Annotated in this window: 21 protein-coding genes; 15 read left to right on the forward strand and 6 right to left on the reverse strand. The window is 59.5% G+C overall.

The features are described from left to right. The first annotated feature begins 67 nt into the window (after positions 1 to 67). The 8 genes from ACFO3S_RS17240 (at position 68) to ACFO3S_RS17275 (ending at position 13,974) form a co-directional block, all read left to right on the forward strand. Entirely contained in the window at positions 68 to 1,342 is a 1,275-nt protein-coding gene (locus tag ACFO3S_RS17240) for a DNA polymerase IV (protein WP_378098712.1), read from the forward strand. A gap of 131 nt (positions 1,343 to 1,473) precedes the next feature. Beyond that, positions 1,474 to 1,710, forward strand: a complete 237-nt coding sequence (locus ACFO3S_RS17245; protein ID WP_378098714.1) for a ferredoxin — start codon at positions 1,474 to 1,476, stop codon at positions 1,708 to 1,710. A 180-nt stretch (positions 1,711 to 1,890) separates the two neighbouring features. Then, entirely contained in the window at positions 1,891 to 3,735 is a 1,845-nt protein-coding gene (locus tag ACFO3S_RS17250) for a CHASE2 domain-containing protein (RefSeq protein ID WP_378098715.1), read from the forward strand. Positions 3,736 to 3,805: 70 nt separating this feature from the next. Continuing rightward, on the forward strand, positions 3,806 to 6,844 hold the full coding sequence (locus ACFO3S_RS17255) for a FecR domain-containing protein (RefSeq protein WP_378098717.1): 3,039 nt from the start codon (positions 3,806 to 3,808) through the stop codon (positions 6,842 to 6,844). Between the two features lie 34 nt (positions 6,845 to 6,878). Further along, complete coding sequence (locus tag ACFO3S_RS17260) at positions 6,879 to 8,462, forward strand: stalk domain-containing protein (RefSeq protein ID WP_378098719.1); 1,584 nt, start codon at positions 6,879 to 6,881, stop codon at positions 8,460 to 8,462. 232 nt (positions 8,463 to 8,694) lie between these two features. Beyond that, positions 8,695 to 10,524 (forward strand): assimilatory sulfite reductase (NADPH) flavoprotein subunit, encoded by a 1,830-nt coding sequence (locus tag ACFO3S_RS17265; protein ID WP_378098721.1) that lies wholly within the window; start codon positions 8,695 to 8,697, stop codon positions 10,522 to 10,524. 34 nt (positions 10,525 to 10,558) lie between these two features. Next, positions 10,559 to 12,274 (forward strand): assimilatory sulfite reductase (NADPH) hemoprotein subunit, encoded by a 1,716-nt coding sequence (gene cysI, locus ACFO3S_RS17270; protein ID WP_378098723.1) that lies wholly within the window; start codon positions 10,559 to 10,561, stop codon positions 12,272 to 12,274. Between the two features lie 227 nt (positions 12,275 to 12,501). Next, positions 12,502 to 13,974, forward strand: coding sequence for a L,D-transpeptidase (locus ACFO3S_RS17275; protein WP_378098725.1), 1,473 nt, complete (start codon positions 12,502 to 12,504; stop codon positions 13,972 to 13,974). 19 nt (positions 13,975 to 13,993) lie between these two features. On the opposite strand, the gene ACFO3S_RS17280 is transcribed toward ACFO3S_RS17275, so the two are convergent. Then, on the reverse strand, positions 13,994 to 14,137 hold the full coding sequence (locus tag ACFO3S_RS17280; protein ID WP_378098727.1) for a hypothetical protein: 144 nt from the start codon (positions 14,135 to 14,137) through the stop codon (positions 13,994 to 13,996). 252 nt (positions 14,138 to 14,389) lie between these two features. Between ACFO3S_RS17280 and ACFO3S_RS17285 the strand changes: the two genes are divergently transcribed. The 3 genes from ACFO3S_RS17285 (at position 14,390) to ACFO3S_RS17295 (ending at position 18,022) form a co-directional block, all read left to right on the forward strand. Continuing rightward, positions 14,390 to 15,484 (forward strand): quinone-dependent dihydroorotate dehydrogenase, encoded by a 1,095-nt coding sequence (locus tag ACFO3S_RS17285; protein WP_378098729.1) that lies wholly within the window; start codon positions 14,390 to 14,392, stop codon positions 15,482 to 15,484. Positions 15,485 to 15,495: 11 nt separating this feature from the next. Next, positions 15,496 to 16,299: a GTP diphosphokinase gene (gene yjbM / locus ACFO3S_RS17290; protein WP_378098731.1), complete on the forward strand. Its 804-nt coding sequence runs from the start codon at positions 15,496 to 15,498 to the stop codon at positions 16,297 to 16,299. Between the two features lie 94 nt (positions 16,300 to 16,393). Then, the gene (locus tag ACFO3S_RS17295) at positions 16,394 to 18,022 is read left to right on the forward strand and encodes a catalase (RefSeq protein ID WP_378098733.1); all 1,629 of its coding nucleotides are present in this window, start codon (positions 16,394 to 16,396) and stop codon (positions 18,020 to 18,022) included. Positions 18,023 to 18,252: 230 nt separating this feature from the next. Here ACFO3S_RS17295 and ACFO3S_RS17300 read toward each other — a convergent pair whose 3' ends face one another. Together ACFO3S_RS17300 and ACFO3S_RS17305 are read right to left on the reverse strand one after the other, a co-directional pair. Then, positions 18,253 to 18,705 carry a PCYCGC motif-containing (lipo)protein gene (locus ACFO3S_RS17300; protein ID WP_378098735.1) on the reverse strand — a complete coding sequence of 151 codons (453 nt, stop codon included), beginning with the start codon at positions 18,703 to 18,705 and terminating at the stop codon, positions 18,253 to 18,255. Next, positions 18,705 to 19,208: a thioredoxin family protein gene (locus tag ACFO3S_RS17305; RefSeq protein ID WP_378098736.1), complete on the reverse strand. Its 504-nt coding sequence runs from the start codon at positions 19,206 to 19,208 to the stop codon at positions 18,705 to 18,707. The genes ACFO3S_RS17300 and ACFO3S_RS17305 overlap by 1 nt, the downstream gene beginning before the upstream one ends. A 154-nt stretch (positions 19,209 to 19,362) precedes the next feature. Here ACFO3S_RS17305 and ACFO3S_RS17310 point away from each other — a divergent pair, with 154 nt between their 5' ends. Then, positions 19,363 to 20,202 (forward strand): pseudouridine synthase, encoded by an 840-nt coding sequence (locus tag ACFO3S_RS17310; protein ID WP_378098738.1) that lies wholly within the window; start codon positions 19,363 to 19,365, stop codon positions 20,200 to 20,202. Further along, positions 20,199 to 20,996 carry a Cof-type HAD-IIB family hydrolase gene (locus tag ACFO3S_RS17315; RefSeq protein WP_378098740.1) on the forward strand — a complete coding sequence of 266 codons (798 nt, stop codon included), beginning with the start codon at positions 20,199 to 20,201 and terminating at the stop codon, positions 20,994 to 20,996. The genes ACFO3S_RS17310 and ACFO3S_RS17315 overlap by 4 nt, the downstream gene beginning before the upstream one ends. A gap of 84 nt (positions 20,997 to 21,080) precedes the next feature. Here ACFO3S_RS17315 and ACFO3S_RS17320 read toward each other — a convergent pair whose 3' ends face one another. The 3 genes from ACFO3S_RS17320 to ACFO3S_RS17330 form a co-directional block, all read right to left on the reverse strand. Beyond that, entirely contained in the window at positions 21,081 to 21,173 is a 93-nt protein-coding gene (locus ACFO3S_RS17320) for a sporulation protein YjcZ (protein WP_106359402.1), read from the reverse strand. A gap of 305 nt (positions 21,174 to 21,478) precedes the next feature. Beyond that, on the reverse strand, positions 21,479 to 22,429 hold the full coding sequence (locus ACFO3S_RS17325; protein ID WP_378098742.1) for a D-2-hydroxyacid dehydrogenase: 951 nt from the start codon (positions 22,427 to 22,429) through the stop codon (positions 21,479 to 21,481). A 49-nt stretch (positions 22,430 to 22,478) separates the two neighbouring features. Then, on the reverse strand, positions 22,479 to 23,666 hold the full coding sequence (locus ACFO3S_RS17330) for a GGDEF domain-containing protein (RefSeq protein WP_378098744.1): 1,188 nt from the start codon (positions 23,664 to 23,666) through the stop codon (positions 22,479 to 22,481). 177 nt (positions 23,667 to 23,843) lie between these two features. Between ACFO3S_RS17330 and ACFO3S_RS17335 the strand changes: the two genes are divergently transcribed. Both ACFO3S_RS17335 and ACFO3S_RS17340 read left to right on the forward strand, forming a co-directional pair. Beyond that, positions 23,844 to 25,037, forward strand: a complete 1,194-nt coding sequence (locus ACFO3S_RS17335) for a glycosyltransferase family 4 protein (protein ID WP_378098746.1) — start codon at positions 23,844 to 23,846, stop codon at positions 25,035 to 25,037. Further along, positions 25,034 to 26,326, forward strand: coding sequence for a metallophosphoesterase family protein (locus tag ACFO3S_RS17340; RefSeq protein ID WP_378098748.1), 1,293 nt, complete (start codon positions 25,034 to 25,036; stop codon positions 26,324 to 26,326). The genes ACFO3S_RS17335 and ACFO3S_RS17340 overlap by 4 nt, the downstream gene beginning before the upstream one ends. The last annotated feature ends 18 nt before the right edge of the window (positions 26,327 to 26,344 follow it).

Genomic DNA, 26,344 nt, shown 5'->3' on the forward strand with positions numbered 1-26,344 from the left:
AGAGCGCGGTTCGTTGCGGGCGTGCCGGATTCCTCGGTATAATAGGAAACGACAGGGAGGGATGGCCATGGGGGCAAGCGCGGGCAAGGGGCGGTTCATTCTTCATATCGATATGAACGCGTTTTACTGTTCCGTTCATGCCGCGGATGAGCCGAGTCTGTACAAAGGAAAACCGACTGCGGTGGCCGGCAGCGTCGAGCTGCGCAGAGGGATCGTCGTGACGAGCTCTTACGAAGCGCGCGCCAGGGGCGTTCGAACGGGGATGACCGTTCGCCAGGCGAAGAGCGCCTGCCCGGAGCTGCTCATCATCTCGCCGGATTTCGATCTCTACCGCAAGTACAGCCGGGGATTTATGCGCATTGCGGGCAGCTTCACGCCGCTCCTGGAAGCCGTCTCGATCGACGAATGCTTCCTGGACGTCACGGGCAGCTCGCAATTCGGAACGCCCGTGGAGATCGCCGAGACGATCGCCCGGCGGCTGCGGAACGAGCTGTCGCTTCCTTGCTCCATCGGCATCGCTCCGAACAAGCTCCTGGCCAAGATGGCCTCCGACATGCGCAAGCCGAACGCCATCACCATCCTGCGGAGGCGGGACGTTCCGAAGCTGCTGTGGGGCAAACCCTGCCAGACGCTGTACGGCGTCGGAGGGCGCACGGCGGATAAGCTGCTGAAGCTCAACATCCGCACGATCGGCGAGCTGGCCGCCGCCGACGAGAGCATGCTGACCGAGCGCTTCGGCGTATACGGCTCCTGGATGAAAAACGCCGCCAACGGCATCGACGAATCGCCGGTCGAGCCGCTGCGGGAAGCGCCCAAATCGATCGGCCACACGACGACGCTTCCGGCCGATCTGACCGAGCGCGAGCAGTACCGCCGCGTGCTTCTGAACTTGGCGGATCAGACGACGCGGCGGCTTCGCCGTCAGCGAATGGTCTGCTCCACCGTACAGATCACGATCCGCGATCCCGACATGCGCACGATTACCCGCTCTCTGACGCTTTCCGTGCCGACGGAGGCGGCTGACGACGTCTACGAGCTCGCTTGCAGGCTGATGGACGCCCATTGGACGGAAGGCAAGCCGGTCCGGCTGCTCGGCATTACGCTGCAGGGCTTGTCCGCGAAAAAAGATACGCCGCTGCAATTGGATCTGTTCACATACGAGGAAGAGCCCAAGAAGCAGCGTTTATTGTCCGCGATGGACGCGCTGCGGGATAAGTTCGGCGAAAGCGCCGTGCTGACCGCCGGCATGCTCAGCGACGACCCTTCGTCGCTCATTCGCAACAAGAAGCTGAGAGGAACGTCCTTGCAGAAAGATTTTTTGCGGGAGAGCCTCGACGATTAGGGAGCCGTGGCAGAAGGAAGATCTCTCATGGAGACTTTATTTTCGTTTGATCTCGGCCAGGTTTTGTATTATATTGAACTATAGTGGGACTACTTTCGTATGCGACACGGATGAAAATAGGAGGGTATCACATGGCTAAGTTTACCTACGTAGACAAAGACACATGTATCGCGTGCGGCGCATGCGGAGCTACGGCGCCGGATATTTACGATTATGACGACGAAGGCCTTGCCGAGGTGATTTACGCCAATGACGGCAACCGCGGCGTCACCGAAATTCCAGAAGACCTTTACGACGATCTGCAGGACGCATCCGACGGCTGCCCGACGGATTCGATCAAAATCGCGGATACACCGTTCAATATGTAATCGCTATTCGAACGAAGAGAGCCCTTTTCTAGGTTTCCGGACCTACGGAAAGGGTTTTTTTTGCCGCCCATCTATGACTCTCGTCATAAAAGTAACTTTTTAGCTAAAATGCAACATAAACCGAATAGCCTAATGTATAATAGAAGCCAATGGTTATCATTTACATAGGCGGGGTTGATTTTGAAAGGGAAAATAAAAAGAATCGCGATTCTTCTCAATGCCGTTCTGCTGCTGGCTTTGTTCCTGATCTATCAATCCGGGGCGCTGCGCACGATCGATACGTGGCTGCTGGATTACGATATGAGGGCGGCGGCGAGCCATCAGGCGGACGATCGAATCGTGATGGTCGCGATCGACGACGCGTCGCTGGCGGAGCTGGGCCGATTTCCTTGGGATCGGGCGGTGTACGCGCCTTTCCTGGACACTTTGAATTCGGAAGGGAACGAGCCGAAGGCGATTGCGTTCGATATTATTTTCAGCGAGGCAAGCGACAATCCGGACAGCGACATGGCGTTCGCGCAAGCGCTTGCGGCCCACTCCAACGTCATTTTGCCCGTAACGGGACTGATGGGCGAGCATTTCAGCACTTCCGTCGCCATACGCGACGAATATATTCAGGCGCAGGCGATCGCCCGGCCTTACGAGCTGTTTTCCGAGCTTGTTCATCTGGCTCATATAAATCGGGTCACGAGCAAGGACGCCGTCGTTCGCCAAACCTGGCTCCATATTCAGGGGCCGGACGGAGAGATGATTCCCTCCCTGGCATGGAAGGCGGCGGAGATGGCGGGAGCGGATCTGAGCCGATATGCCGAGCTTACCGACCCCGTTCAATTCGGCGAGCCCGTCGCCAAAAATACGATCACGATCGATTATCAGCTGACGACGGACGATTTTCTGACCGTCTCCTTTATCGACGTGTTGAACGGTTCGCTGCCTCCGGATCTGTTCAAGGACGCCATCGTGTTCGTAGGCTTTACCGCTGTCGGGCTGACCAGCGACGGAGGGCTGGACACCGGCGCTTCGCCGATCGAAAAAAACTTCAAGCTGATGTACGTTCACGGGAATATCGTCAACCAGCTGCTTAAGGGAACGAAGATCTCCTATTTGCCGAACGGCTTCGAGCTCGCGCTCGCTTTCGTTCTGTTTCTGCTGTTTATTTTCCTGCCTTGGAGACTGAAAAATATTTATTCGATTCTATCGTTTCTGGCCGTGCTGGCGGGATTGCTGTACGGCCAGTACGCCCTATACCAGGCTTCCGCCCTGCACGCGAACGTCGTTCTCGGCCTGCTCGCCATGCTGCTCGCTTACTTGGCCAACGTTTCGCTCAAGTCGTATATGGACAGCGCACAGAAGAGCTTCGTGACGCGCCAGTTCGGGCGCTATATTTCTCCCGATCTCGTCAAGCAGATCGTTGCCCAGGATATCGAGATCAAGCTGGGCGGAGATTTGAAGCACATTACCGTCCTCTTCCTCGACATTCGGGGATTTACGCCGTTGTCCGAGAAGCTGACGCCTCCGGAGCTCGTCGATACGCTGAATACGATGTTTAACATGATTACGGAGACGACGCTTCGCAACTCGGGCACCATCGACAAGTTTATCGGCGACGCGGCGATGATTCTGTTTAATGCGCCTCTTGACGTTGCCGAGCACGAGCGGATGGCGGTGCAGACCGCATACGAGATTCAGCAGGGCATGAAGAGAATACGCGAACAGATCATGGAGAAATACGAGTGCGAGGTCAACGTCGGCATCGGCATACATAGCGGCAACGTCGTTGTCGGCAACATCGGTTCCTATCTGAGAGTCGACTACACGGCCATCGGCGACAACGTCAATATCGCCGCGAGAATCGAGTCGCAGACGAAGAAGGGACAGGTCCACGTGTCCGAACAGGTATACGAGCGGACGAAGCTGTGGTTCCGCTATGACGAGGGCGAGGATCGCATGTTCAAGGGCAAGTCCCACCCGATCCGGGTGTACGAGCTGCTGGGAATCCGGCAGAACCCGCAAGGACAGGAATAAGCGCTTTGTCGCTATTATAAGTGATTGAACTATTAAAAAACTGAACAAACGGGTGAGAGGAGAAATTCGCATGAAGAAATGGATCGCAGGTTTGCTGGGGACGCTGCTGCTTGCATGGCCCCTGCTAGGCTTGTTCTCTCAGGAGGCGTCCGCGGCATCGTCTCGGGTCGCCGTCATTAAGGAGCTTAACGGCGCCGTCAGCGTGAAGAAGTCGGGGGGCTCCAAGCAGTTCACGGCGTTCGCCAAAATGAGCTTAAATGAAGGAGACATTCTTTCCGTCGGAGCGGGAGGGTCCGCCGTGCTCCAATTCGCGAACGGATCGTCGGAGGATGACCAGATGACGGTATCCGCCAATACGACACTGACCTTCTCCAAGCTTAAGGAAGGCAAAAACACGGTAACGAAAGTGAGCATGAAGAACGGTTCGGTCTGGTCGACGGTCAAATCGATCAAAAATGCGGGCGACCAGTTCACGCTGGAGACGCCGACCGCCGTCATGGGCGTGCGGGGAACGAACCTGCACGTATATGTCGATCCGCTGTCGGGAGACTCCAGATTCATGATCGCCTCGGGCGTCGGCCAGATCGTCCCTAAGAACACGCGGTCGAATGCGACGCCTTCCGCAGTACTGGTTAATCCCGGCCAGCAGTTAACGGTCGACGATCGCAACCAGACGGACGAATTTGCAGACGAAGTCATTCCGACGGATCTGGCTTCGTTCATAGGCACGGCTTCTCCGGCGGTGATCGCCGCGATTATCAATGCCAAAAACGCGATCGACCAAGAGAACGAGGCATTCATCGAGAAAAAGAAGAAAGAGTTGGAGAGCGGGCTGCCGGATCCGACGATCGGCTTGGATACGAACGAAGATTTGAACCGAATCCTCCAAAACTTGAACCACCTGATCGGCAACATCTTGAAGGAAGCTCAGAACGCTAACAAAATCGATAAAGATGAGCTGCAAAAACTGATCGACGAAGCGAACCGATCGCTCAACAAAAAAATCGATCTGGCCAACACGCCTCCGATAAGCTTAACAGAGGCCGAGAAGCGCAAGCAGGAGGCTCTCAAGCAGAAGGAGGCGGCCCGCCTTGAAGCGCTCAGACGACAGCAGGAAGCCGACCTGCAGCGCCAAATGGACGAGATGATGAGAAGCTTGGTCGATAAAAAGAAGCAGCAGGAGCAAGCCAACCAAAAGCTAGCTGAGGAAAAGAAGAACAAAGCGATAGAAGAATATGCGAGAAAGTTGGCCGAAGCCGAGAGATTGCGTTTCGAGCAGGAAAGACAAAGTCGCGAGGCAGAGCTCAAAAACCGAAATGCGGCGCCCGGCGCGACCCCGACCCCGGTTCCGCCAACGGGAGGCGGGGGAGGAGGCGGAGGAAGCCCAAGTCCGTCGCCAAGCCCAAGTCCGTCGCCAAGCCCCAGCCCTGGCCCGAGTCTTCCCGCTGGCCTGACGGATTGGAAGGTCACGACGGATGCCGGGCAGCCGCTGGCCTGGACCCAGACGAGGCAGGATGACTTCTACAGCACTTACGCCATTAAAACGGACACTCCGGTCTCTTCCTTGAACGTTCGATTCGATTTTGCCTCCGACGTAAGCAGCGTGACGCTGACGCCGATCGAGGCTCCGGACAGCGCCCTGCAATGGACGTCCAGCGGCGAGGTCAAGACGATTGAAGGGCTGGAAGAGGGATATCAGCAGTTTAGCCTGACCGTAGAGCGATCAGGCGCCAGCACGTATTCGTTCCAGCCGGAGCAGGGGATCGAGCTGTTTATTCTGAACGGCGTTTCCGAGCCGGAGTGGTCCGTGCAACCATTCGATATTATGGGGCAGAACGAGTACGGGGTGGAGTACCAGGAAACGGGTACGGGACAATTCACCGCCGAGGTTCCTTTCACGGTAAGCGCGATTGCGGTATACTCCTACGAATGGTTAATCGGTAAAATCAAGATCAACGGAACGGCAGTATCGGAGAGCAGCGGCTTGATCGAGCTTCAGCCCGGCTTGAATACGCTCGAAATCACGATCGCCGATCGGTCCTATTTTTATCACCGAACGTTTGTTTTAACGATAAACAGAAGCGCTCTTCCGGAAGGCCTTCAGGCGTGGAGCATCGCGGCTGGCAACGAGCAGCTGCCGATTCAGGCTTCCGGGTCCGATTCGTTCTATGCGGAGCTTTCTTCTCCGCCCCCCAACGAAAGCTATAGTCTCCTCCTTTCGCTTTCCGAGGGCTATCAGGGAACGATTATGCCGATCTCGGGCGACCAAGGAGAGCCCTTCACGCTGAATGAAGGAGTCAATGAGTTTGATTTGCCTTACAACGACGGCTATTACCGATACGTGATCCATGTCTTCACGGAAGATCAGCCTTATACGGAGCCTCTGGAGCTGACGCTGAGAATCGGGAACGCGCTTCCGGTGAACGAGCATCTGTCTGCGGGCGGCATAGAGTTTATCGAGGGCAATGAATTCATTCAGCTGAGCTATGCGGGGAACGGCACCTTCGTGGCGGTGCTTCCGGCAGGGACGACGGAAGGGTTTCTCAGCCTGTATACTTTTTTGGGCAACTTTGACGGCGGAATGATCGGCGAGAGAGACGCGAAAGTCATCTGGAACGATACCAGCTACGACGGCAGCTACGTAAGTCTTGTCGGCCTCCAGCCGGGCTATAATCGGTTAACGCTTCTCGTCGATCCTCTACGCCAGTTTGGCGGGAACGCTGCCGCATTCACGCTGGAGCTGCATGTTGGACAGCCGGCGAGTCTCCAGATTACGTCGGTAAGCGCGGTAGACGATGCGACGTCTCTAACGGTCGCGATGGAGCGAGAGAACGATCTCCAATATTCCGGGCTGTTCCCCGCTCAGCAGCAAGGAACCCAGACGGCTACGTTCCTCATTGAACTGGCCGATGCCGGCACCGCGCTGGATGGCGCTTGGACGATGGCGAACAACCCGGGGATTATCAGCGTGACGCCCGTCCAGGATTTTCCTGCGACCTACAGCTTAAAATACGAGTTTACCGGAGACTCGAATAATTGGTTTATCGTGATGTTGGAGGATTCGATGGGCAGACGGTTAGGCTACGAATTCATCATCCGTACGAACTAGGGCCGTAATAAAACTAAAGCAAAGGAGTCCGACTGTGAAAACGAAAATCAACCAACTATGGATAGGCGCGGTTTCGGCCGCCTTGCTCGTCTGGACGGCGTCTCCCGTCGCCGCGTCGGCCGCCGTCCCGGGCTGGACGAAATCCGCCAAGCTGTACGAGGTCCGCACCTGGGCCGGACAAACCGCTCAAGGATACCGGGAAGGCTCGTTCTCCGAGGCGGCCTTCTTCCATCCGAAATCGGCGGCAGCGCTGGCGGACGGCCGACTGCTCGTAGCGGATTCTTCCAACCACTTGCTCAGAACGCTGGAAGCGGACCAGACGGCCCTCTTCGCGGGCTATTGGCTCGGCGCAGACGAAGCGGGCAATCCGCTTGGCGGCTTGAACGACGATTCGACCAACCGGGCCGTCTTCGATTCCCCCGCAGGACTGGCCGTCGATGCGAAAGGCAACGTCTACGTGGCGGACAGCGGCAACCACTCGATCCGCAAAGTTACGCCCGGAGGCACGGTAACGACGCTGGCGGGAAGCGGACGGATCGGCTCCGACGACGGCAGAGGCGCGGCTGCGGCATTTCATTCGCCCTCCGACGTCGCGGTGGACAGCAAGGGCAATGTCTATGTGGCCGATACGCTTAACCACCTGATTCGCAAAATTTCTCCGAACGGAACGGTGACGACGCTTAATGAGCCGTCCGATCGATTGATCGAGTACGTGCCCGGAGCGGTCGAGGACGCGGGAGATTTCGCGGACGGGCCGCTTGCTTCCGCCAAATTCAACGAACCGAGCGGTCTCGCGGTCGACGCGAAAGACAATCTCTATGTCAGCGACCGGGGCAATCAGCGGATTCGCTATATCGATTTGGCCTCCGGGCAGGTGACCACCGTCGCCGGAGGAGGCAGCTACGCGGACGCGAACGCCTACTTCGTTCAAGGCGACTACGTGGACGGGGAAGCGTCCGCATCCCGCTTCAACTCTCCGGAAGGACTGGCCGTCGCCGCCGACGGAGCGCTCGTCATCGCCGACAGTCTGAACCATGTCATTCGACTGCTCAAGGACGGTCAAGTGTCGACGCTCGCGGGAGTGCCGACCGAGCCCGGCTCCGGCGACGGCGTGACCGTATCCGCCATGTTTAATCACCCGACGGACGTCGCCGTGCTGGCAGACGGGCGGCTCGTCATTGTGGACGAGTACGGGAACAAGGTGCGCATCCTGCAAAAGTACGCCGCTCCGGCTCAGCTGCCGCAGAACAAGGGAATCTCGGTGCTGTATAACGGATCGTTAGTGCCGACCGACGTGCCGGCTCAGCTGAAGAGCAACGCCGTGCTGCTTCCGGTTCGGGCGGTGGGCAACGCGCTCGGCTATACGGTCGGCTACGACGTCAATACGGGAGAAGCGCTGCTCTCCAAGGACGGAGTCGTATACGCGATCTCGGAGGGCACGGACAGCGTGAAGAAATCCGGCGCCGGCGGCAACGCGTCGCTGAAGCTGAACGCCAAAACGATCTCGGTAGACGGCAGAATGATGATTCCCGTCCGCTTCTTCGCAGAGGAGAGCGGGTTGGACGTTCAGTGGGATGGCGCGGATCAAGTCGTCGTAATTCGAGATCAACAGTTCTGAACCGCATAAGCGGGCTCTCATCAAGCCGAACGGCTCCTCGCGAGCGTTCGGCTTGATGTTTTTTTGACGTTGTCGAGCTTCGTATCAGCTTATCTGATTAATGCTATAAGATCATTCTAATTGACCCGTCCTGCCTCGTATGGTAGCTTCTATGTTAGGCTCAAAAGAATAGGAACTAAGGGAACAAGAATACTGGGAAATAGAGATGAGCATTCGTGCGAGGTGGATAACGTTGGTTTTTCAAGTCACGAACAGTCCTTTCGATCAAGAGCAGGTCGATCTGCTTAACCGGCTGCTGCCCCGATTAACGGAGTCGCAACGGATTTGGTTAAGCGGTTATTTATCGGCATCGTCCGTAGCGGCATCGGCCGCAGCGGCGGCCATTGCGCCGGCTGCGGCGCCGGCGGAGGCGGCAGCGGCTCCGGCCGCACCGAAGGAGGCTACCGTGCTCTTCGGTTCGCAGACCGGCAACAGCAGCAAGCTGGCCAAGAAGCTGGCCCAGAGGCTGCAGGAGCAGGGCGTTCAAGTCAGCCTGGCATCGATGAACGATTTCAAGCCGAACGCGCTGAAGAGCGTCAGCCATCTGCTGATCGTCGTCAGCACGCATGGCGAAGGGGAACCGCCCGACAGCGCGATCGCTTTCTATGAGTTTCTGCACAGCAAAAGAGCGCCCAAGCTGGAGTCGCTCCAATACTCCGTGCTGGCGCTCGGGGATACGTCCTACGAGTTCTTCTGCCAGACCGGCAAAGACTTCGACAAGCGTCTCGAAGAGCTGGGCGCCAGCCGGCTCGCGCCTCGCGTCGATTGCGACGTGGACTACGACGAGGCTGCCGGAGAGTGGATCGATCAGGTCGTATCGGGGCTGAGCGTCCCGGCTTCGGGCGGAAGCGCCGCGGCCCCGGCCGCTCCGGCCGCCGGTGGCGCGGTCGAATCCGAGTATTCGAGATCGAACCCTTATTCGGCGGAGATTTTGGAAAATCTAAATTTGAACGGACGGGGCTCGGATCGGGAGACCCGCCATCTGGAGCTTTCTCTGGAAGGCTCCCATCTCCGGTACGAGCCGGGCGACAGCCTGGGCATCTATCCGGAGAACGATCCGGAGCTTGTCGCCGAGCTGATCGAAGCGATGGGCTGGTCGGCCGGCGAGCAGGTGACCGTGGGCAAAAGCGGAGACAAGCTGCCGCTTGGAGAAGCGCTGAGGAAGCACTTCGAAATTACGGTGCTGACGAAGCCTCTGCTGGAGCAGATCGCCAAGCTTGCGCCGAACAGCGGAATCGCCGAGCTGCTCCAAGCGGGCAAGGAGCAGGAGCTTCGCGCTTACATCGCCGACCGGGATCTGCTTGACCTGGCGACGGAGTATGCGCTGAAAGGCATACCGGCGAGCGAATTCGCGACGATTCTGCGCAAGCTTCCGCCTCGTCTGTATTCGATCGCCAGCAGCCCGAGCGCTTATCCGGACGAGGTTCATCTGACCGTTCGTGCGGTGCGCTACGAAGCCCGCGGCCGCGTCCGGAAAGGGGTCTGCTCCGTGCATCTGGCGGAGAGAGTCGCGGCGGGAGACCAGCTTCCCGTCTTCATTCAGCAGAACGACAACTTCAAGCTGCCGGCCGATCCGGCTGCGCCGATCATCATGATCGGTCCGGGCACCGGCGTCGCTCCGTTCAGGGCGTTCCTGGGCGAGCGCGAGGAGACGGGCGCCTCCGGGAAATCGTGGCTTTTCTATGGAGATCAGCATTTCGCCACCGATTTTCTGTACCAGGTCGAATGGCAGCGCTGGCTGAAGGACGGCGTGCTGACGCGGATGGACGTCGCCTTCTCCCGGGATACCGATCAAAAGGTATACGTGCAGCATCGCATGAAGGAGCACAGCCGGGAGCTGTATGAGTGGCTTCAGAACGGGGCGTACGTCTACGTATGCGGCGACGAGAAGAAGATGGCCCATGACGTCCATCAGACGTTGTTGGACATTCTCGTGCAAGAAGGCGGCATGACCCCGGAAGCGGCGGGCGAATATATGGCTGGGCTGCAGCAGCAGAAACGTTATCAGAGGGACGTCTATTAAGCCGGTCCCGACGATCGCGAGAGGAGAATACAAGATGTCGGATAATAACTTAATGAACCCGAACAGCGCTCCGCACAGCGATGTTGAGGATATTAAAACCCGCAGCAATTACTTGCGCGGCAAGCTGGCGGAGACGCTGGAGGATCGCATTACCGGCTCCATCCCGGAGGACGAGAACCGGCTGATGAAATTCCATGGCAGCTACATGCAGGACGACCGCGATCTGCGCAACGAGCGGGCGAAGCAGAAGCTGGAGCCGGCCTACCAATTTATGCTGCGCATCCGGGCTCCCGGGGGCGTCGTCACGCCGGATCAATGGCTGATGATGGACCGGATCTCGCAGCAGTACGCCAACGGATCGATCCGCCTGACGACGCGCCAGTCGGTGCAGCTGCACGGCATCATCAAGTGGAACATGAAGAAGACGATTCAGGAGATTAACGAATCGCTGCTGACGACGCTGGCCGCATGCGGCGACGTGAACCGGAACGTAATGGCGTCGCCGAATCCGTACCAATCCGACGTTCATGCGGAAGTGTACGAATGGGCTTCCCGCATCAGCCGCCACCTCGAGCCGCAGACGAACGCGTACCATGAAATCTGGCTGGACGGGGAGAAGGTCGTCGATACGAAGGAGGAGCAGGAGCCGATCTACGGACCGGTGTACTTGCCCCGGAAATTCAAGATCGGGCTGGCCGTTCCGCCGACGAACGATGTCGACGTCTTCTCTCAGGATCTCGGGTTCATCGCTATCCTCGAGGACGGCAAGCTGCAAGGCTTTAACGTGACGGCCGGCGGAGGCATGGGCATGACGCACGGCGACCCGAAGACGTATCCGCAAGTAGCGCGCGTCGTCGGCTTCTGCAGGCCGGAGCAGGTCGTCGACGTGGCGGAGAAGACGGTGACGATCCAGCGCGACTACGGCGATCGCGCCGTTCGCAAGCATGCCAGGTTCAAATATACGATCGACGATCGAGGTCTCGAATGGTTCAAGGACGAGCTGACCCGGCGGCTGGGCTGGCAGCTGGAAGAAGCGCGCGAGTTTCATTTCGACCATAACGGCGACCGCAACGGTTGGGTGAAAGGAATTAACGGCAAATGGCACTTTACGCTGTTCATCCAGAACGGCCGCATTAAGGACGAGGAAGGCTATCCGCTAATGACGGGGCTTCGGGAGATCGCCAAGGTTCACACCGGGGATTTCCGGCTGACGCCGAACCAGAGTCTGATTATCGGCAATGTGACCGCTCAGAAGAAGAAAAAGATCGAGGCGCTGATCCAGACGTACGGTCTGACGGACGGCAAGGCCTATTCCGCGCTGCGGAGAAATTCGATGGCCTGCGTAGCGCTGCCGACTTGCGGTCTGGCGATGGCCGAATCCGAGCGGTACTTGCCGGACCTGTTGGAGAAAATCGAACCGATGCTGGAGCGCAACGGCCTGCGCGACGACGACATCGTCATCCGCATGACCGGCTGTCCGAACGGCTGCGCCCGTCCGGCGCTGGCGGAGATCGCGTTCATCGGCAAAGCGCCTGGCAAGTACAATATGTACTTGGGCGGAGGCTTTGCCGGCCAGCGGCTGAACAAGCTGTACAAGGAAAACATCGGCGAGAAGGAAATTTTGGACTCCCTCTCGCCGATGCTCGAGCAATATGCGAAGGAGCGCCAGCAGGGCGAGCATTTCGGAGATTTCGTCATCCGGGCCGGCCATGTCAAGGAAGTGCTGTCCGGACAAGATTTCCATTCCTAAGCGCAGCAGGAGGCCGCCCCTTGCCGTCGAACGACGGCAAGGGGCGGCCTCTTCTCATGGTGATTCAGAAGGTATAAAATTCGTTATCCTTATTTGAATCCCCTCCGACAAAAACGCGATTCTGCGTCTAGAGGACGCCGAAGGCGTTTTTGCTTGTCCGCTTTAGAATTGGAGGCGAACAACCGATAATAAGGAAGAAATAGACTTACTCGAACGGAGGTGAGGGCATGAGCAAGGAATCTCGCATTGACGAACAGATTCAGCATTTCTATGACAACGTTCCCAATGTCGGAGACGCTCTGCCGCTCAAAGAGTACCTCCTGAAGCACGAAGACAGCCGTATGGCTTGGTATCTGCTTGGCAAGGAGTACGAGAGCAAAGGAGACTTCGCGAAAGCGACCTACTGCTTCGCGCAGGCGGGCGAGATCTACGAGGCGTTCGAATCGAAGCCGGCGCCCCAGCTGCCCGAGAATGCTTCGGGCGCCAAAAAGTCCTCCTGGCGCAAGTGGGCGATCGCTCTGCTCGTCCCGCTTCTGCTCGTCGGAGGAGCGATCGTCGCCGTTCGCGAGCTGCTGCCGGACAGGGACGATTCGGCGGCTGTCGAGACGCCCGACGCGGAGCCCGGGAGCGTCGCGGCCGCCGCCAGCGCGCCTCCCAAGCCCGGGCCCGGCAGCAAGCCCCCGCCTCTGCCGGCGGGCGTCATTCCACCGGATCTGATTGCGGGAGCGCCGGGGCCGGAGGAGAAGGGGAGAAGCGTGCTGGGCGAGCTGCTGACGAACAAGCCCTCCCGTCAGCCCCGCGTGCTGGTCGCTTCGCCGAAGCTCGGGGATTGGAACGACTGGGTCAAAAGCGGCAAGCCGATCGCGACGGTATCCTCGGATCGCGAATCGGGCGTCGCGGGCGTCGAATGGTTCGATCCAAAATGGTGCGAATGCAAGCCGGAGGACGGCCAATCGGTCCACAAGCTCGTCGAGGGCTGGAAACCGCTGCAGGAAGAGAAGCTGGCGCTTCGTTCCGCGATGATCCGGTACAAGGAAAGAACCGGCAGTTGGCCCGCTTCGCCGGAGGCGATGACGGGGGACTATCCGGAGAATACGATGTCCGGCTGGACCGAGAGCATGTCGGAATGGTTCGACGAGATTCTGGCCGCGCTGACGGACAAGAAGGACGGCAAAATTCCGCAAACCGCAGGCTGGCCGGACCAGACCGGTCCAAGCGCAGGGTACGGGACGCCTGCCGGCACGCTGGAAGCGATAGCGGAGCAGCCGCTGGAAATTATCGTCGACAAGAGCAACCACCGGCTGGCGGTCGTGAGCGGCGACGTCATCGTGCGCAACTACGAGGTCGGCCTGGGCGGCGAGAGGACGCCGGAAGGCCAATTCTTCATCTCCGAGAAGGTAAGAGACCCTAACGGAGGGAACGGAGCTTACGGCACCAGAGGCATGACGCTGTCGGACACCCGTTACGGTATCCACGGCACGAAGGATCTGGACAGTCTGGGACAGGATGAGTCGCTCGGCTGCGTGAGACTGGCAAACGAAGATATCGAGGAGCTGTTCGATCTCGTGCCGATGGGAACGCCGGTTACGATCGCGCAAGGGGGCCTGCCCGACGAGCTGCGGGCTCCGCCGGAACGCTTCCGGCTGCCGAGTACGCAGAACGAGACAAACCCCCTCAAAGTGTATGATTGGCTAGGTTAATAAAAACGGCGGTCGCGGCTTAGACGTCCAGCGCGAGCAGCACCGCCATGACCACAATAACGAGACCGACGGCCGCCCCGATCCAAATGAGCGCTTTCTTGTTAATCTGCTCCTTTTCCTTTGGACGTGACGTGACGGGCGGTTTCTTTTTTAATGTGCTCATGAATATCAACCTTTCTATGCTATAATTCGCGAACTCCTTCTATTGTAATCGTTTTCCCTGCAAAATGCCAGACAGGCCGCAAGCCCCCGCCGAATGCCGCGTCCGGCGGAGGTTTTTTGCCGCTGCGAGCAAGCGGTTCGTTCTCCGTTCCCGGTCGTAGGGCCAAAGGGCAGGTTGCCCTTTTCTTTTTGGCGCGAAAAGGCTAAACTGGTACCCGAAAGGTTTTCATTTGGCGAAAGGATGTCGAACTCATTGCTGTATCGTATGGCCAAACCGCTGTTATTCAAGATGGACCCGGAAGCCGCGCACCATCTGATCATCGACGGAATGGGGGCCGCGGGGAAGGTGCCGGGAATGCCCGGGCTTCTGTCCGCCATCTGGGGCACCCCGGCCTCTCCGGAGCTTGCCGTAGATTTGTTCGGTCTCCACTTCCAGCATCCCGTCGGCCTGGCCGCCGGTCTGGATAAGAACGCGAAGGCCGTCGCCGGATTGTCCCGGATCGGTCTGTCGTTCATGGAAGTCGGCACGGTTACGCCGAAGGGGCAGCCGGGCAACGAGCAGCCGCGGCTGTTCCGTCTGCCTCCGGACGAGGCGCTGATCAACCGGATGGGCTTCAATAATGAAGGAGCGGACGCGATGGCCGCCCGGCTGGGCAAGCTGGGAAGCCGCCGAATTCCGCTGGCGGTCAATATCGGCAAGAACAAGGCGACTCCCAACGAGGAGGCCGCCGACGATTATCGCGCCTGCGTCGACAAGCTGTTCCCGTACGGAGATTTCTTCGTCGTGAACATCAGCTCGCCGAATACGCCGGATTTGCGCGCGCTTCAGCACGGGGACGAGCTGAGAAGCTTGCTCGACGCGGTCAAGGACGAGATGGCCAAGCAGGCGGAGCGGCGCGGCGAGCTGCCGAAGCCGATTCTCGTGAAGATCGCGCCCGACAATACCGAGGAGCAGCTGGCGTACATGGCCGAGGCGATTCAGCTCAGCGGCATGTCCGGCATCATTGCGACGAACACGACGATCGGCCGGGAAGGACTAACCCATCGGCATGCCGGCGAGACGGGCGGACTCAGCGGACGCCCGCTGACGCAGCGTTCGACCGAGGTGGTCCGCAGTCTGTACAAGTTGACGAAGGGCAAGCTGCCGATTATCGGCTCGGGCGGCATATTCACGGCGGACGACGCGTACGAGAAAATTCTCGCCGGCGCGAGTCTCGTCGAAGTCTATACGGCCATGATATACAAGGGACCGGGACTGCTCAAGGAAATTCACGACGGCTTGCGGAGCAGGCTGAAGCAGGACGGGTTCGAGCGGATTACACAGGCGGTAGGAGCGGGCGTTCGTTAGGAGGAATGTCGATGGACGGAATGGATTGGGGGAAGTTCCTGCTCCCCTATGAGCAAGCGGTGGAAGAGCTCAAGATCAAGCTCAAGTCGCTGCGCGCCGAGCTGAAAGCCAGGGACGAATACGCTCCGATCGAATTCGTCACCGGCAGGGTGAAGCGGGTGTCGAGCATATTGGAGAAGGCCCGCAGATTGGCCGTTCCGCTTGACCGAATCGAAGTCGGAATCGAAGATATCGCGGGCATCCGCATTATGTGCCAGTTCGTGGACGATATTTACCGCGTCGCGGATTTCATCCGCCAGCGCAAGGATCTCACGATGGTGTACGAGAAGGACTACATTACGAACTACAAGGACAGCGGCTACCGAAGCTACCACCTGATCGTCGAATATCCGGTTCAGACGTCGCTCGGGTCCAAGCCCGTGCTGGCGGAAATCCAAATCCGGACGCTGGCGATGAATTTCTGGGCCACGATCGAGCATTCGCTGAACTATAAATACCGCAACCAGCTGCCCGAGCATGTCAGAGAGAGGCTGCGCAACGCGGCGGAGGCGGCGTTCTCGCTCGATAACGAGATGTCGAGCATTCGGCAGGAGATCGTCGACGCCCAGCGGGATTTCGAGGAGAGCTCGCTCGTCGTGCGTCGGGTGCTCAACGAAATTCAGGAGCTGTACTTTTTCCGCAGAGTGAGGGAAGCCGCGCAGTTTCAGCGCCGTTTTAACGAGCTGTGGGAGCAGGACGACCTGTGGGGGCTGAAGGAGCTGTCGGCCGAGGTGCAGGCGGCGCTCGCGCGCGCCGGCAAGGGCGGGCATTCGTAGGGCGCGGCTCGGGAGAGGCTGCGGATAAGATGTGCGCATTGGGGAAATTTTACCTTAAGGCATGCCATCAGGAAAAGCCGAAAGGAGCATCCCAATGAACGAGTATGACGGAACATCGGTAACGGGCGCAGGAGGCGCGGCGGACCGAAGAATGACCGACCGGGAGACGGGGCAGTCGCTGACCGACCGGCAAGGGCACCCGATCGACGACAATCAGAACATGCGGACGGTAGGCAGCCGCGGGCCGACGACGCTCGAAAATTACCACTTCCTGGAGAAGATCACCCATTTTGACCGGGAGAGAACGCCCGAGCGGGTCGTTCATGCGCGCGGTGCCGGGGCTCACGGCTATTTCGAAGCGTACGGCAAGGTCGGGGACGAGCCGATCGCCAAGTATACGCGAGCCAAGCTGTTTCAGAAGGCCGGCCAGAGAACGCCCGTCTTCGTCCGCTTCTCTTCGGTCATTCACGGCGGTCATTCCCCGGAGACGCTTCGCGATCCGAGAGGCTTCGCGGTCAAGTTCTACACCGAGGACGGCAACTGGGATCTGGTGGGCAACAATCTGAAGGTGTTCTTTATCCGGGACGCGCTGAAGTTCCCGGATCTCGTGCATGCGTTCAAGCCCGATCCGATCACGAACCGGCAGGATACGGTGCGCATCTTCGACTTCGTCAGCCATACGCCGGAAGCGATGCACATGATTACTTTCCTGTTCTCTCCCTGGGGAATTCCGGCGAATTACCGGCAGATGCAGGGCTCCGGCGTGAATACGTACAAATGGGTGAACGCCGACGGACAGGCCGTTCTGGTGAAATACCACTGGGAGCCCAAGCAAGGCATCAAAAACTTGACCCAGGCGGAAGCGGAGAGCATTCAGGGGAAAAACTTCAATCACGCGACGCAGGATCTATACGAGGCGATCGACAGGGGCGATTATCCCGAGTGGGAGCTGTGCGTGCAGATCATGAGCGACGACTATCACCCGGAGCTGAGCTTCGATCCGCTCGATCCGACGAAGCTGTGGCCTCCGGAGCAGTTCCCGTTCCTGCCCGTCGGGCGGATGGTGCTCGACCGCAATCCGCAAAATTATTTCGCCGAGGTCGAGCAGGCGGCGTTCGGGACGGGCGTTCTCGTCGACGGTCTGGACTTCTCGGACGACAAGCTGCTGCAGGGACGAACGTTCTCGTATTCGGACACGCAGCGTTACCGGGTCGGCTCGAACTACTTGCAGCTGCCCATCAACGCGCCGAAGAAGCGGGTGGCGACGAACCAGAGGGACGGCCAGATGGCGCTGTTCGTAGACTCGCCCCCGGGAACGAATCCTCACGTCAACTACGAGCCGTCGTCGCTCGGAGGCATCGTGGAATCGGGCAAGGGAGATCCGGAGCATTCGCCGCGGATCGAAGGAAATCTCGTGCATGAGCCGATCGACCGGCCGAACAATTACGAGCAGGCCGGAGACCGGTTTCGGATGTTCGAGGATTGGGAGCGGGAAGAGCTGATTGCCAATCTGGTCCATGCGCTGGCACCCGCTCCGGAAACGGTGAGGAGCAAAATGGTGGAGCACTTTATGAAATGCGACTCCGAATACGGGCGGAGGGTGAAGGAAGGGCTCGATGCGCGCGGACCGGGGGACGGCACGGGCGGTCCGATGGGCGCGGCCAAAGCGGCCCAAGCCGTTCTCGAAGCCGAGCGAGACGGGCATCGGGCATCTCCTTATTAAGCCGGGCGGCCGCCCCGCCTCAGGCCGGCGCGCGCCAAGCCCCGGCTGCAAGGGACGGCTGGGCGATCGAACCGGGGCTGTCCGCCAGGTAGAAGAGCCGTTCCCGCTTCGAGGTCTGCAGCAGGCGAGCGGCATAGGGAACCGTTAAAAACGGTCGGTCAGGAGCTTTATCCCTGACCGACCGTTTTCACGTTCAGCTATGGAGGGCATGAGCCGTGGAGACAGTCCCCTTATGCGTTCGGATTAAAGTTGTCCTCGATCAGCTGATAAATCTGCTCGGGCGTCTTGCCGGCCTTGCTCCATTCCTCAATCATGGCCAGCTCCTCGGTGCAGATGCCGCATTGGCCGCTGTGGTCGGTCCAGGTGACGCCGTTCTCGTTCTGCTCCGCGACGTAGCAGCGGAACAGGGAACCGTGCGGGTCGTCGTACTCCAAGCAGCCGCAATAGCAATTGACCGACTTCATGATGTCCTCGTATTTGCCGACCAGCGTATAGAGCCGCTTGGTTCGGCCCGAATATTTCTCCAGAAAGGACGGCATATCCGACAGAGACGCTTCCAGCTCCCAGTTCTCGTCGCCGTGACGATGGGGGCCGCTGTCCGAGCCGTCCCCTCCGCAGGCGACGAGCAGAATTCCGCCGGCCAGAAGCGCGGCCGGCAGCGCCAGCAACCACTTAGCGTTCATCAGTCGTTCCCTTCCGGCTTATACTTCTCGAAGAACGCCTTGAATTCGTCCAGCGAATAGCCCGCCGTCGTCTCGGCTTCCTTCAGGCCGCCTTTCATGCGGTCGATTTCCACGCCGTCTTTGTAGTACACTAGCGTAGGGGTTGCTTCGATGTCCATTTTGCCGAAGTAGTCCTCGAATTCTCGCAGGTTGAACTGGTGCAGATTAATGCTGAGCTCGTCCGCCAGCGGCTTAAGCTTCGGCGTCGTCGCCTGGCAGTGCGGACAATCCGATGCAAAATAGTAGACGAAGAAGCTCATCTTGTTCTCCAATTTTTGCTCCAGCTCGCTCGGAATCATGATATTATTGTAGTTCGGGTCGTCAAGAATTTTGCGGGTGGCCGGGTACAATTTGTCCTCGGGCTTGCCGTACACGGTATCGGGCTTCATATTGTTCAATACGACGAGCGCGACGATCAGCACGGCGAGAATGCCGAAGAAGATCGACAGTTTTTTGGCGTTCATTAACGCATCCCCCAATTCGGACTGGTAATCTGACGGATAGGGGAGCCGCTAGCAGGCTCCTCCGACTCTCTATCATTATACCTAATAAGGCTGACGAACAAAATGGGGATTATGCCAATGACATGAAACTGTCAATAAGAAAGCAGGTATAAAAATGAAAGCGACTATCAGACTCGATAAAATGCTCGGAAATCTCGGATACGGAACGCGCAGCGAAATCAAGCAATGGATTAAGCAGGGAGCGGTGACCGTGAACGGCGCCGTCGTCAAAAATCATGGCCTGCAGGTGCGTCCGCACGAGGACGAGGTCGCCTTGGGCGGCGAAACGATTCGTTACCGGGACACGGTGTACGCGCTGCTGCACAAGCCTGCCGGCGTCGTCTCCGCGACCGCGGACGACCGCGACCGGACCGTGATCGACTTGCTGGACGAAGACTTGGCCGTGCTGTCCCCTTTTCCCGTCGGGAGGCTGGACAAGGATACGGAAGGGCTGCTGCTCCTGATGAACGACGGGAAGCTGTCCCACGAGCTGCTCTCGCCCCGCAAGCACGTTCCGAAAGTTTATCGGGCGCTCGTGGCCGGAGCCGTCGGCCCGTCGGATGCGGAGGCGTTCGAGCGGGGCGTGAAGCTGGACGACGGCTATGTGACGATGCCGGCGCAGCTGAAGGTGCTGGCGTCCGCCGAGCCCGGCCCGGACAGGCGAATGCAGGCGGCCGAGCCTGCCGATGCCGCGGAGATGTCCGCCGTGCTCGGCTTCGCCCCCTCCGGCCCGGAATGTCCGCCGCTGAGCTGGATCGAACTGACGATCCGCGAGGGCAAGTTCCATCAGGTGAAGCGGATGTTCGAAGCGGTCGGCAAAAAGGTGCTGTACCTGAGACGCGTGGCGATGGGCCCGCTGCGGCTCGATCCTGGGCTTGCGCCGGGCGAGTGGCGCGAATTGACGGAGGATGAAGTGAACAGCTTGCGAAATTACCGGAAGGATGGACTGGAATGAACGAACGCTTGATTGCTTTGGATGTGGACGGGACGCTGCTGAACGACGCCCACGAGCTGACGCCGAGAGTCGCAAGGGCGGTGCGGGAGATGGCGGAAAGGGGGGCGGAGATCGTCATCTGCACGGGACGAGGCTCGACGAGCGCCTTGGGCGTGCTGAGAGAGCTTGGCCTGCAGGGGACGATGATTACGCATAACGGAGCTGCCGTCGTCGACAGCCAGACGCGCGAGGTGATACACGACACGGCGATCTCGCATGAACAGGCGGCCCGCTACATCCGTTTTTTCCGGGAACGGAGGATCCATTTTGATCTGAATACGGCATTCGACCTGTTCGTGGAGACATTGGACGAGGATGCGGCGGCGATGTACGAGAATTTGCTCGCCCGGCCGATTCGAAGAAGCTTCGCGGAGCGTCTGCCGGAGCCGCTGGTGAAAATGTCGGTCTATGCGCCGAAGGACGTGCTGGACGAAGTGGAGCTGGAATGGCAAGCCTGGAAGCACGAGCTTCAGACGATCCGAAGCGGGGACCGGTTTATCGACGTGCAGCACCTGAACGCCAGCAAGGGTCAGGCGCTGGAGTGGCTGGCGGGCCGTCGGGGGATTCCCCGCGAGAGCATTCTGGCGATCGGCAATTATTATAACGATACGGGAATGCTGAAGTTCGCCGGACGGGGCGTGGCGATGGACAACTCTCCGGATGAAGTCAAAGCCGCGGCGGACGAGGTGACCGTTTCCAACAACGAAGACGGCGTCGCCGTCGTGCTGGAGAGCCTTCTGACCGCTCGTCCGTAACCCCCTTAAAAAAAAGCAAGCCGGCATCCGGCTTGCTTTATGCGCGCGCGAATCTGGCAAACGCGAGAAGCTGTTCCCCGGGACTCAGTAACCAGCGCGCAAGATAATGACCAGCAGAATGAACAAGACCAGCACGAAGGCTGCCGATGCATAGTATCCGCCGACTGCACCAGACATTCAAACTCCTCCTTCATGAAGATGATTGTGGGGGATGCCGAAGCGGGTGCATCTTTAGCGCTGTCCCTCTCCTCGGTCTACATCTATAGTATGAAGAAGGATGAGAGCGGATTGGACATTTACCCCGGAGCGACAGATTTTGGGTATGCGCGGAGGCGGGAGAAAAGACGGAAGGACGCCGGACGGGAGCCCGGCGTCCTTGTTCGTGATTCAGAAAGCAAATTCGTTATCCTTATCTGAATCACCTCCGACATAAAACCGTTATCCCGCCGGTCCCAAGGACGGCGTAAGCCGTTTATGCTTGGTTAATAATTCCGGTTCAAGTCGACCACATTGCGCTCGGGCTTGCCCGACCGCAGGTAAGACGTCAGATTGTCGAGAAAAATTTCCGTTACCCGGGCTTTGTATTGATCCGTCCAGCCTCCGATATGCGGCGTGAGGATGACGTTGTCCATCGTCCATAGCGGATGGTCCTCGGGCAGCGGCTCGGTCTCGAAAACGTCAAGGCCCGCCCCTCCGATCGCTCCGCTCTCGAGCGCCGAGACGAGCGCGGGAGTGTCGACGGAGGCGCCGCGGCCGAAGTTGAAGAAAAGCGCCTTCGGCTTCATGGCCGCCAGCGTCTTCGCATTAAAAAGATGGTGCGTCTCGTCGGTGTAGGGAAGAACGTTGACGACCATATCGCTGCGGGAAAGCACGTCGGAGAGCCGGTCCATGCCGAACATCTCGTCGATCTCGGGGACGGGGCGGGCGCTCTTGCGCACGCCAAGCGTCTTCATGCCGAACGCCCGGGCGAGCCGCGCCATCTCCGTGCCGATCGCGCCGACCCCGATGATGCCGATCGTCCGTCCGGAAAGCTGGTAGTAGCGGTCCGATACGCGCCACTCTTTGCGGCTCTGCTGGCGGATCGCATGGTGCAGGTTGCGGCTGAAGGCGAGCAGCATCGCGAACAGCGTCTCCGCCATCGATACCGGATGAATGCCGCTTGCGCTCGTCAGCGCGACGCCGCGCTCCCTCAGCGCGTCGAGCGGCAGCTTGTCCACGCCCGCCGAACTGGTCTGAACCCATTTCAGACGGTTGGCGGAAGCGACGGCCTCTTCCATCGCGGCGTTCCAGCCGAGCACGACCTCGGCGCTGCGGTACTGTTCGTCCGTAATCGGAGAGCTTTGCTCGGAGACGAGGGTCCAGTCCGGAATAATCCGGCGGATTTGTTCGATTTGCTCGGGTTTAAGCGGGAAAAGCAGCAGTAAAGTCGACATGATGAACACTCCTTGATAGGAAATTAGATTGACCTCGGCCTGGCCGGATTTAGCCTTTGCGGCGCTGCGGAACGGCGGACGCGCCGCCGGAACGCCTTATCGCGGCGAAGTCGGTGACGCGGTTTTTGCCGTTCGTCTTGCTGTAATACATGGCCTGATCGGCCTGCTTCATCAGGGATTCGGCCGTGTCGCCCGACGAGGCCATGCAATAGCCGACGCTGACGGTAACGACTGTCTCCTTCTCCGTGCGGGCGCGAATGCTCTCGGCGGCCTGCGCGACGGCCGAGCTCGGCCCGACGACGAAGGCGACGAGCTCCTCCCCGCCGTACCGGCCCGCCAGGCCGATCCCGTCCGTCTCCTCCATCAGCAGCGCGGCGACCTGCTTCAGGACGCCGTCCGCTTTATGATGCCCCTGCGTATCGTTCAGCCTCTTGAAATTGTCGATGTCGCAGAAAATCGCCCCCACCGGCCGGCCGTTCTTCAGGATCGGCTCCAGTCTGCTCATAAAGTATCTGCGGTTGTACAGATTGGTCAATCCGTCCGTAATGGAGGAGCGGTAGACGGATTGCATGATTTCGACGACTCGCTCGAAAATGATGGCAAAGAGCAGAATATAATAGAATACCGGCAGCAGGCCCGCGATCGTCTTGAAGATGGTCACTTCGGGGGCCCAGTAGGCGGCCGAGATGCTGGACAGCTGCATCGTGAAGGCGATCCACAAGCTGGTCATATATTTGCGAGGCTGACCGATATGGGGAGCGAACATCAGCACAAACAGAGGGCCGAGCAGCAGCAGATAGCCGTCGAGAGCCGGCGTCGACCGAATGCCGCTCATCCAGGCGTAATCCGGCGAGAGCGCTCCGGGAAGAACGTCTCCGGCCGCAACCAGCAGTCCCGTCGCGAGCAGTCCGAAAAACCAGAGCCGCGTCCGCGGCCGCCTGCGGTGATACAGCTCGAACACCGCGAAATTGATGACGATAAAAGCGGAGATCTGCAGCAGCTTGCCGATAAAGACGAGCAGGGTGGAAGACGGCGTCAGCTCAAGGGAGATCGCCATCTGCAGCAGCAGCTGGATCAGGATGAATACGAGCGACGTCAGCAGCGACCGATAAGCGCTGCGGCGGTTGCTCGCGAACAGGCGATACGACATGAACAACATCAGCGATACGATAACGACAGCCATCGCCGATGAGAACAGCAGGGCGAGATTGTCGGGGGTCAGCGTGATCAGGAACATGAGTGTCTCCTTTATAAGGACGATCTACGAAACTTGCAGAACATATGTTTCTAATATATCATATTTTGAGAGAGACAATATAGTTGAGCCAAGAACTTTATCTGAAGGATCGGCGCGGCGAAGCGCGGTTTCCAGCCTATGTCACACCCAGAACGTCGGAATGAGGAGGTAACGCCGTTGAACATTTTGCAGGCGCTGTTTTTCCCCCCGGAGCAGCCGGGAGGCGTTTCGTCCATGGTTCCTTACATCGGAGAGAGATTCCGCAACATCGGTTGGGAGATGGAGATGTTCTCCCTCCCGAAGCGAATTCGCAACAAGGGCCATGAAGAGATCGAATTCGCGACGTTCGATTGGCGGCCCTATGCCGGCAGCGCCATCGTGGACAAATATATTCAGACGTACAAGGATTACATCTGGTGGGTGAAGCTTCGCCTGACCGGACAGCGCTTCGATCTGATCCATGCCCATCATCCGATCGCGGCGCTGGCGATGAAGCGGATCTATCCCGATACCCCGCTGCTGATGACGATTCACTCGAGCTACGAGCGCGAGCTGATTCTGAACGGCCGAATCGCCGAAGGCGGTCCCGAGCACCGGTTCCTGATTTCGATCTACGGAGAGCTGGAGCATCAGGCGGACCGCCTGATGACGGTGTCGAAGTCCTTTGCTCAATATATCGGCACATACCTCCAAGAACCTGACAGCACGATCGTCATTCCTAACGGCTACGACGAAAAAAGATTCAAACCGGTGCCTCACGACAACGAGGTGACCCAACTCGTCGCCGTATGCCGGCTCGTTCCGGCCAAGGGGCTGGACGTGCTGCTGAAGGCTTGCGCGGAGCTTCGGAAGCGCAACTCCCGGTTCGTGCTCCACATTATCGGGGACGGTCCGATCCGCAAGGAGCTGGAGGAGCTGTCTCAGAAGCTCGGCATCTACGACGATACGATTTTCTACGGCTATATGCTTCATCCGGAAGAGCTGCTGCCGTTCTTCGACGTGTTCGTCCTGCCTTCGCGGGCGGAGGCGTTCGGCTCGGTGTTCGCGGAAGCGGCGCTCTGTCTGCTTGCCCTTGTCGGGACGAACGTCGGCGGCATCGCGGAGCAGATCGAGGACGGCATCAACGGCCTGCTTGTGCCGCCCGAAGATCCGGCCGCGCTGGCCGACGCGCTCGAGACAGTTATCGGCGATCCTCATTTTCGCTACGAGATGGCCCGGGCCGGCTGGAACAAAGCGAAGAACACGTATTCGCTCAACCGCGTGATCAGCGAACTGGAGCGCATCTATCTTTCCTTCGGAACTGCGCGCCCGGAGGGGAACGGCGAAGCCGATGCGGCGGCTGACGCGGAGGACGGACAGGAGGAGACGTGAGCGGAGTGGGCGTTCCTTTTACTTTTATACATGCTGCGGACCTGCATCTCGACAGCCCGTTTAAGGGCTTGTCGAAGGCTCCGTCCGCGGTGAGAGATCGGCTGCGCGAGTCGACGTTCGCCGCGCTGAGTCGGCTGTGCGAGCTGGTCGCGCGGGAGCGCGCCGACTTCGTCGTGCTGGCGGGCGATCTGTTCGACGCGGCGGACCGGTCGCTGCGGGCCCAGCTGCGGCTTCAGCGAGCGCTGGGGGAGATGACCGGACAGGGCGCACAGGTGTTTATCGCGCACGGCAACCACGATCACGAGGGCGGAAAGCAGGCTCAGCTCGATTGGCCGGACGGCGTGTTCGTCTTCGGCTCGTCGAAGGTGGAGTGCCGCACGGCGCTCACCCGCGGCGGCGAGCCGGCCGCCCATGTGTACGGCATTTCGTACCCGGCGCGCGCAGTCGGGGACAATCTGGCGCTTCGCTTCGAGAAACGGGAGGGGGAGCCTTTTCATATTGCCGTGCTTCATGCGAACGTAGACGGCGATCCCGCGCACGACAATTACGCGCCGTGCCGGCTGGAGGAGCTTACCTCGTCCGGCTTCGACTACTGGGCGCTCGGTCATGTTCACGACCGGCGAGTGCTGCGCGAATATCCGCATGTCGTCTATCCCGGCAACCCGCAGGGAAGAAGCGTCCGCGAGACCGGCGGCAAGGGGGCGTACGCCGTCTCCGTCTCCGGCTCCGGAGCGGTGGAGCTGCGCTTCCGCGACTTGGCGGACGTCGTCTGGCAGGAGATCGTCGTTCCGATCGACGGACTGGAGCGGGAGCAGCAGCTGCACGAGGCGATGCTGGCCGCTCTGGAGCGCGTGCGCCGGTCTTCGTCCGGGCGGGCGACCGTAGCGCGGCTGCGGCTGGAAGGCCGGGGAGCGCTGCATGAGCGTCTGCTGCGGAACGGAGCGGCGGACGAGTGGCTGGAGGCGCTGAGAGAATGTCTGACGCCTCCGGAGGAGACGGATGACTGGATCTGGCCGGAGTCGCTGCTCGTGCGCTCGGCAGGGGAGCTTCGCCTGGAGCGGCTCGCCGAGGAGGACGGTTTTCTCGGCGAGCTGATTCGGAGAGGAAGGCGGGCGGCGGACAGTCCCGAGGCGGCGAAGGCGCTGCTGGACGAGGCGCTGTCTTCGCTGCGCAAGCAGCCGCGTATTCGGGAATGGCTGGACGGGAGAACGCGGGAGGAGCGCGAGCAATGGCTCCTCCAGGCGATGGAGCTGAGCGCTTCGCTGCTGCAAGACGAGGATGCCGGATAGAGGCCAGGAGGTGCGGCG

It is taken from the genome of Cohnella hongkongensis, from assembly GCF_042654645.1.
Classification (GTDB): domain Bacteria; phylum Bacillota; class Bacilli; order Paenibacillales; family Paenibacillaceae; genus Cohnella; species Cohnella hongkongensis.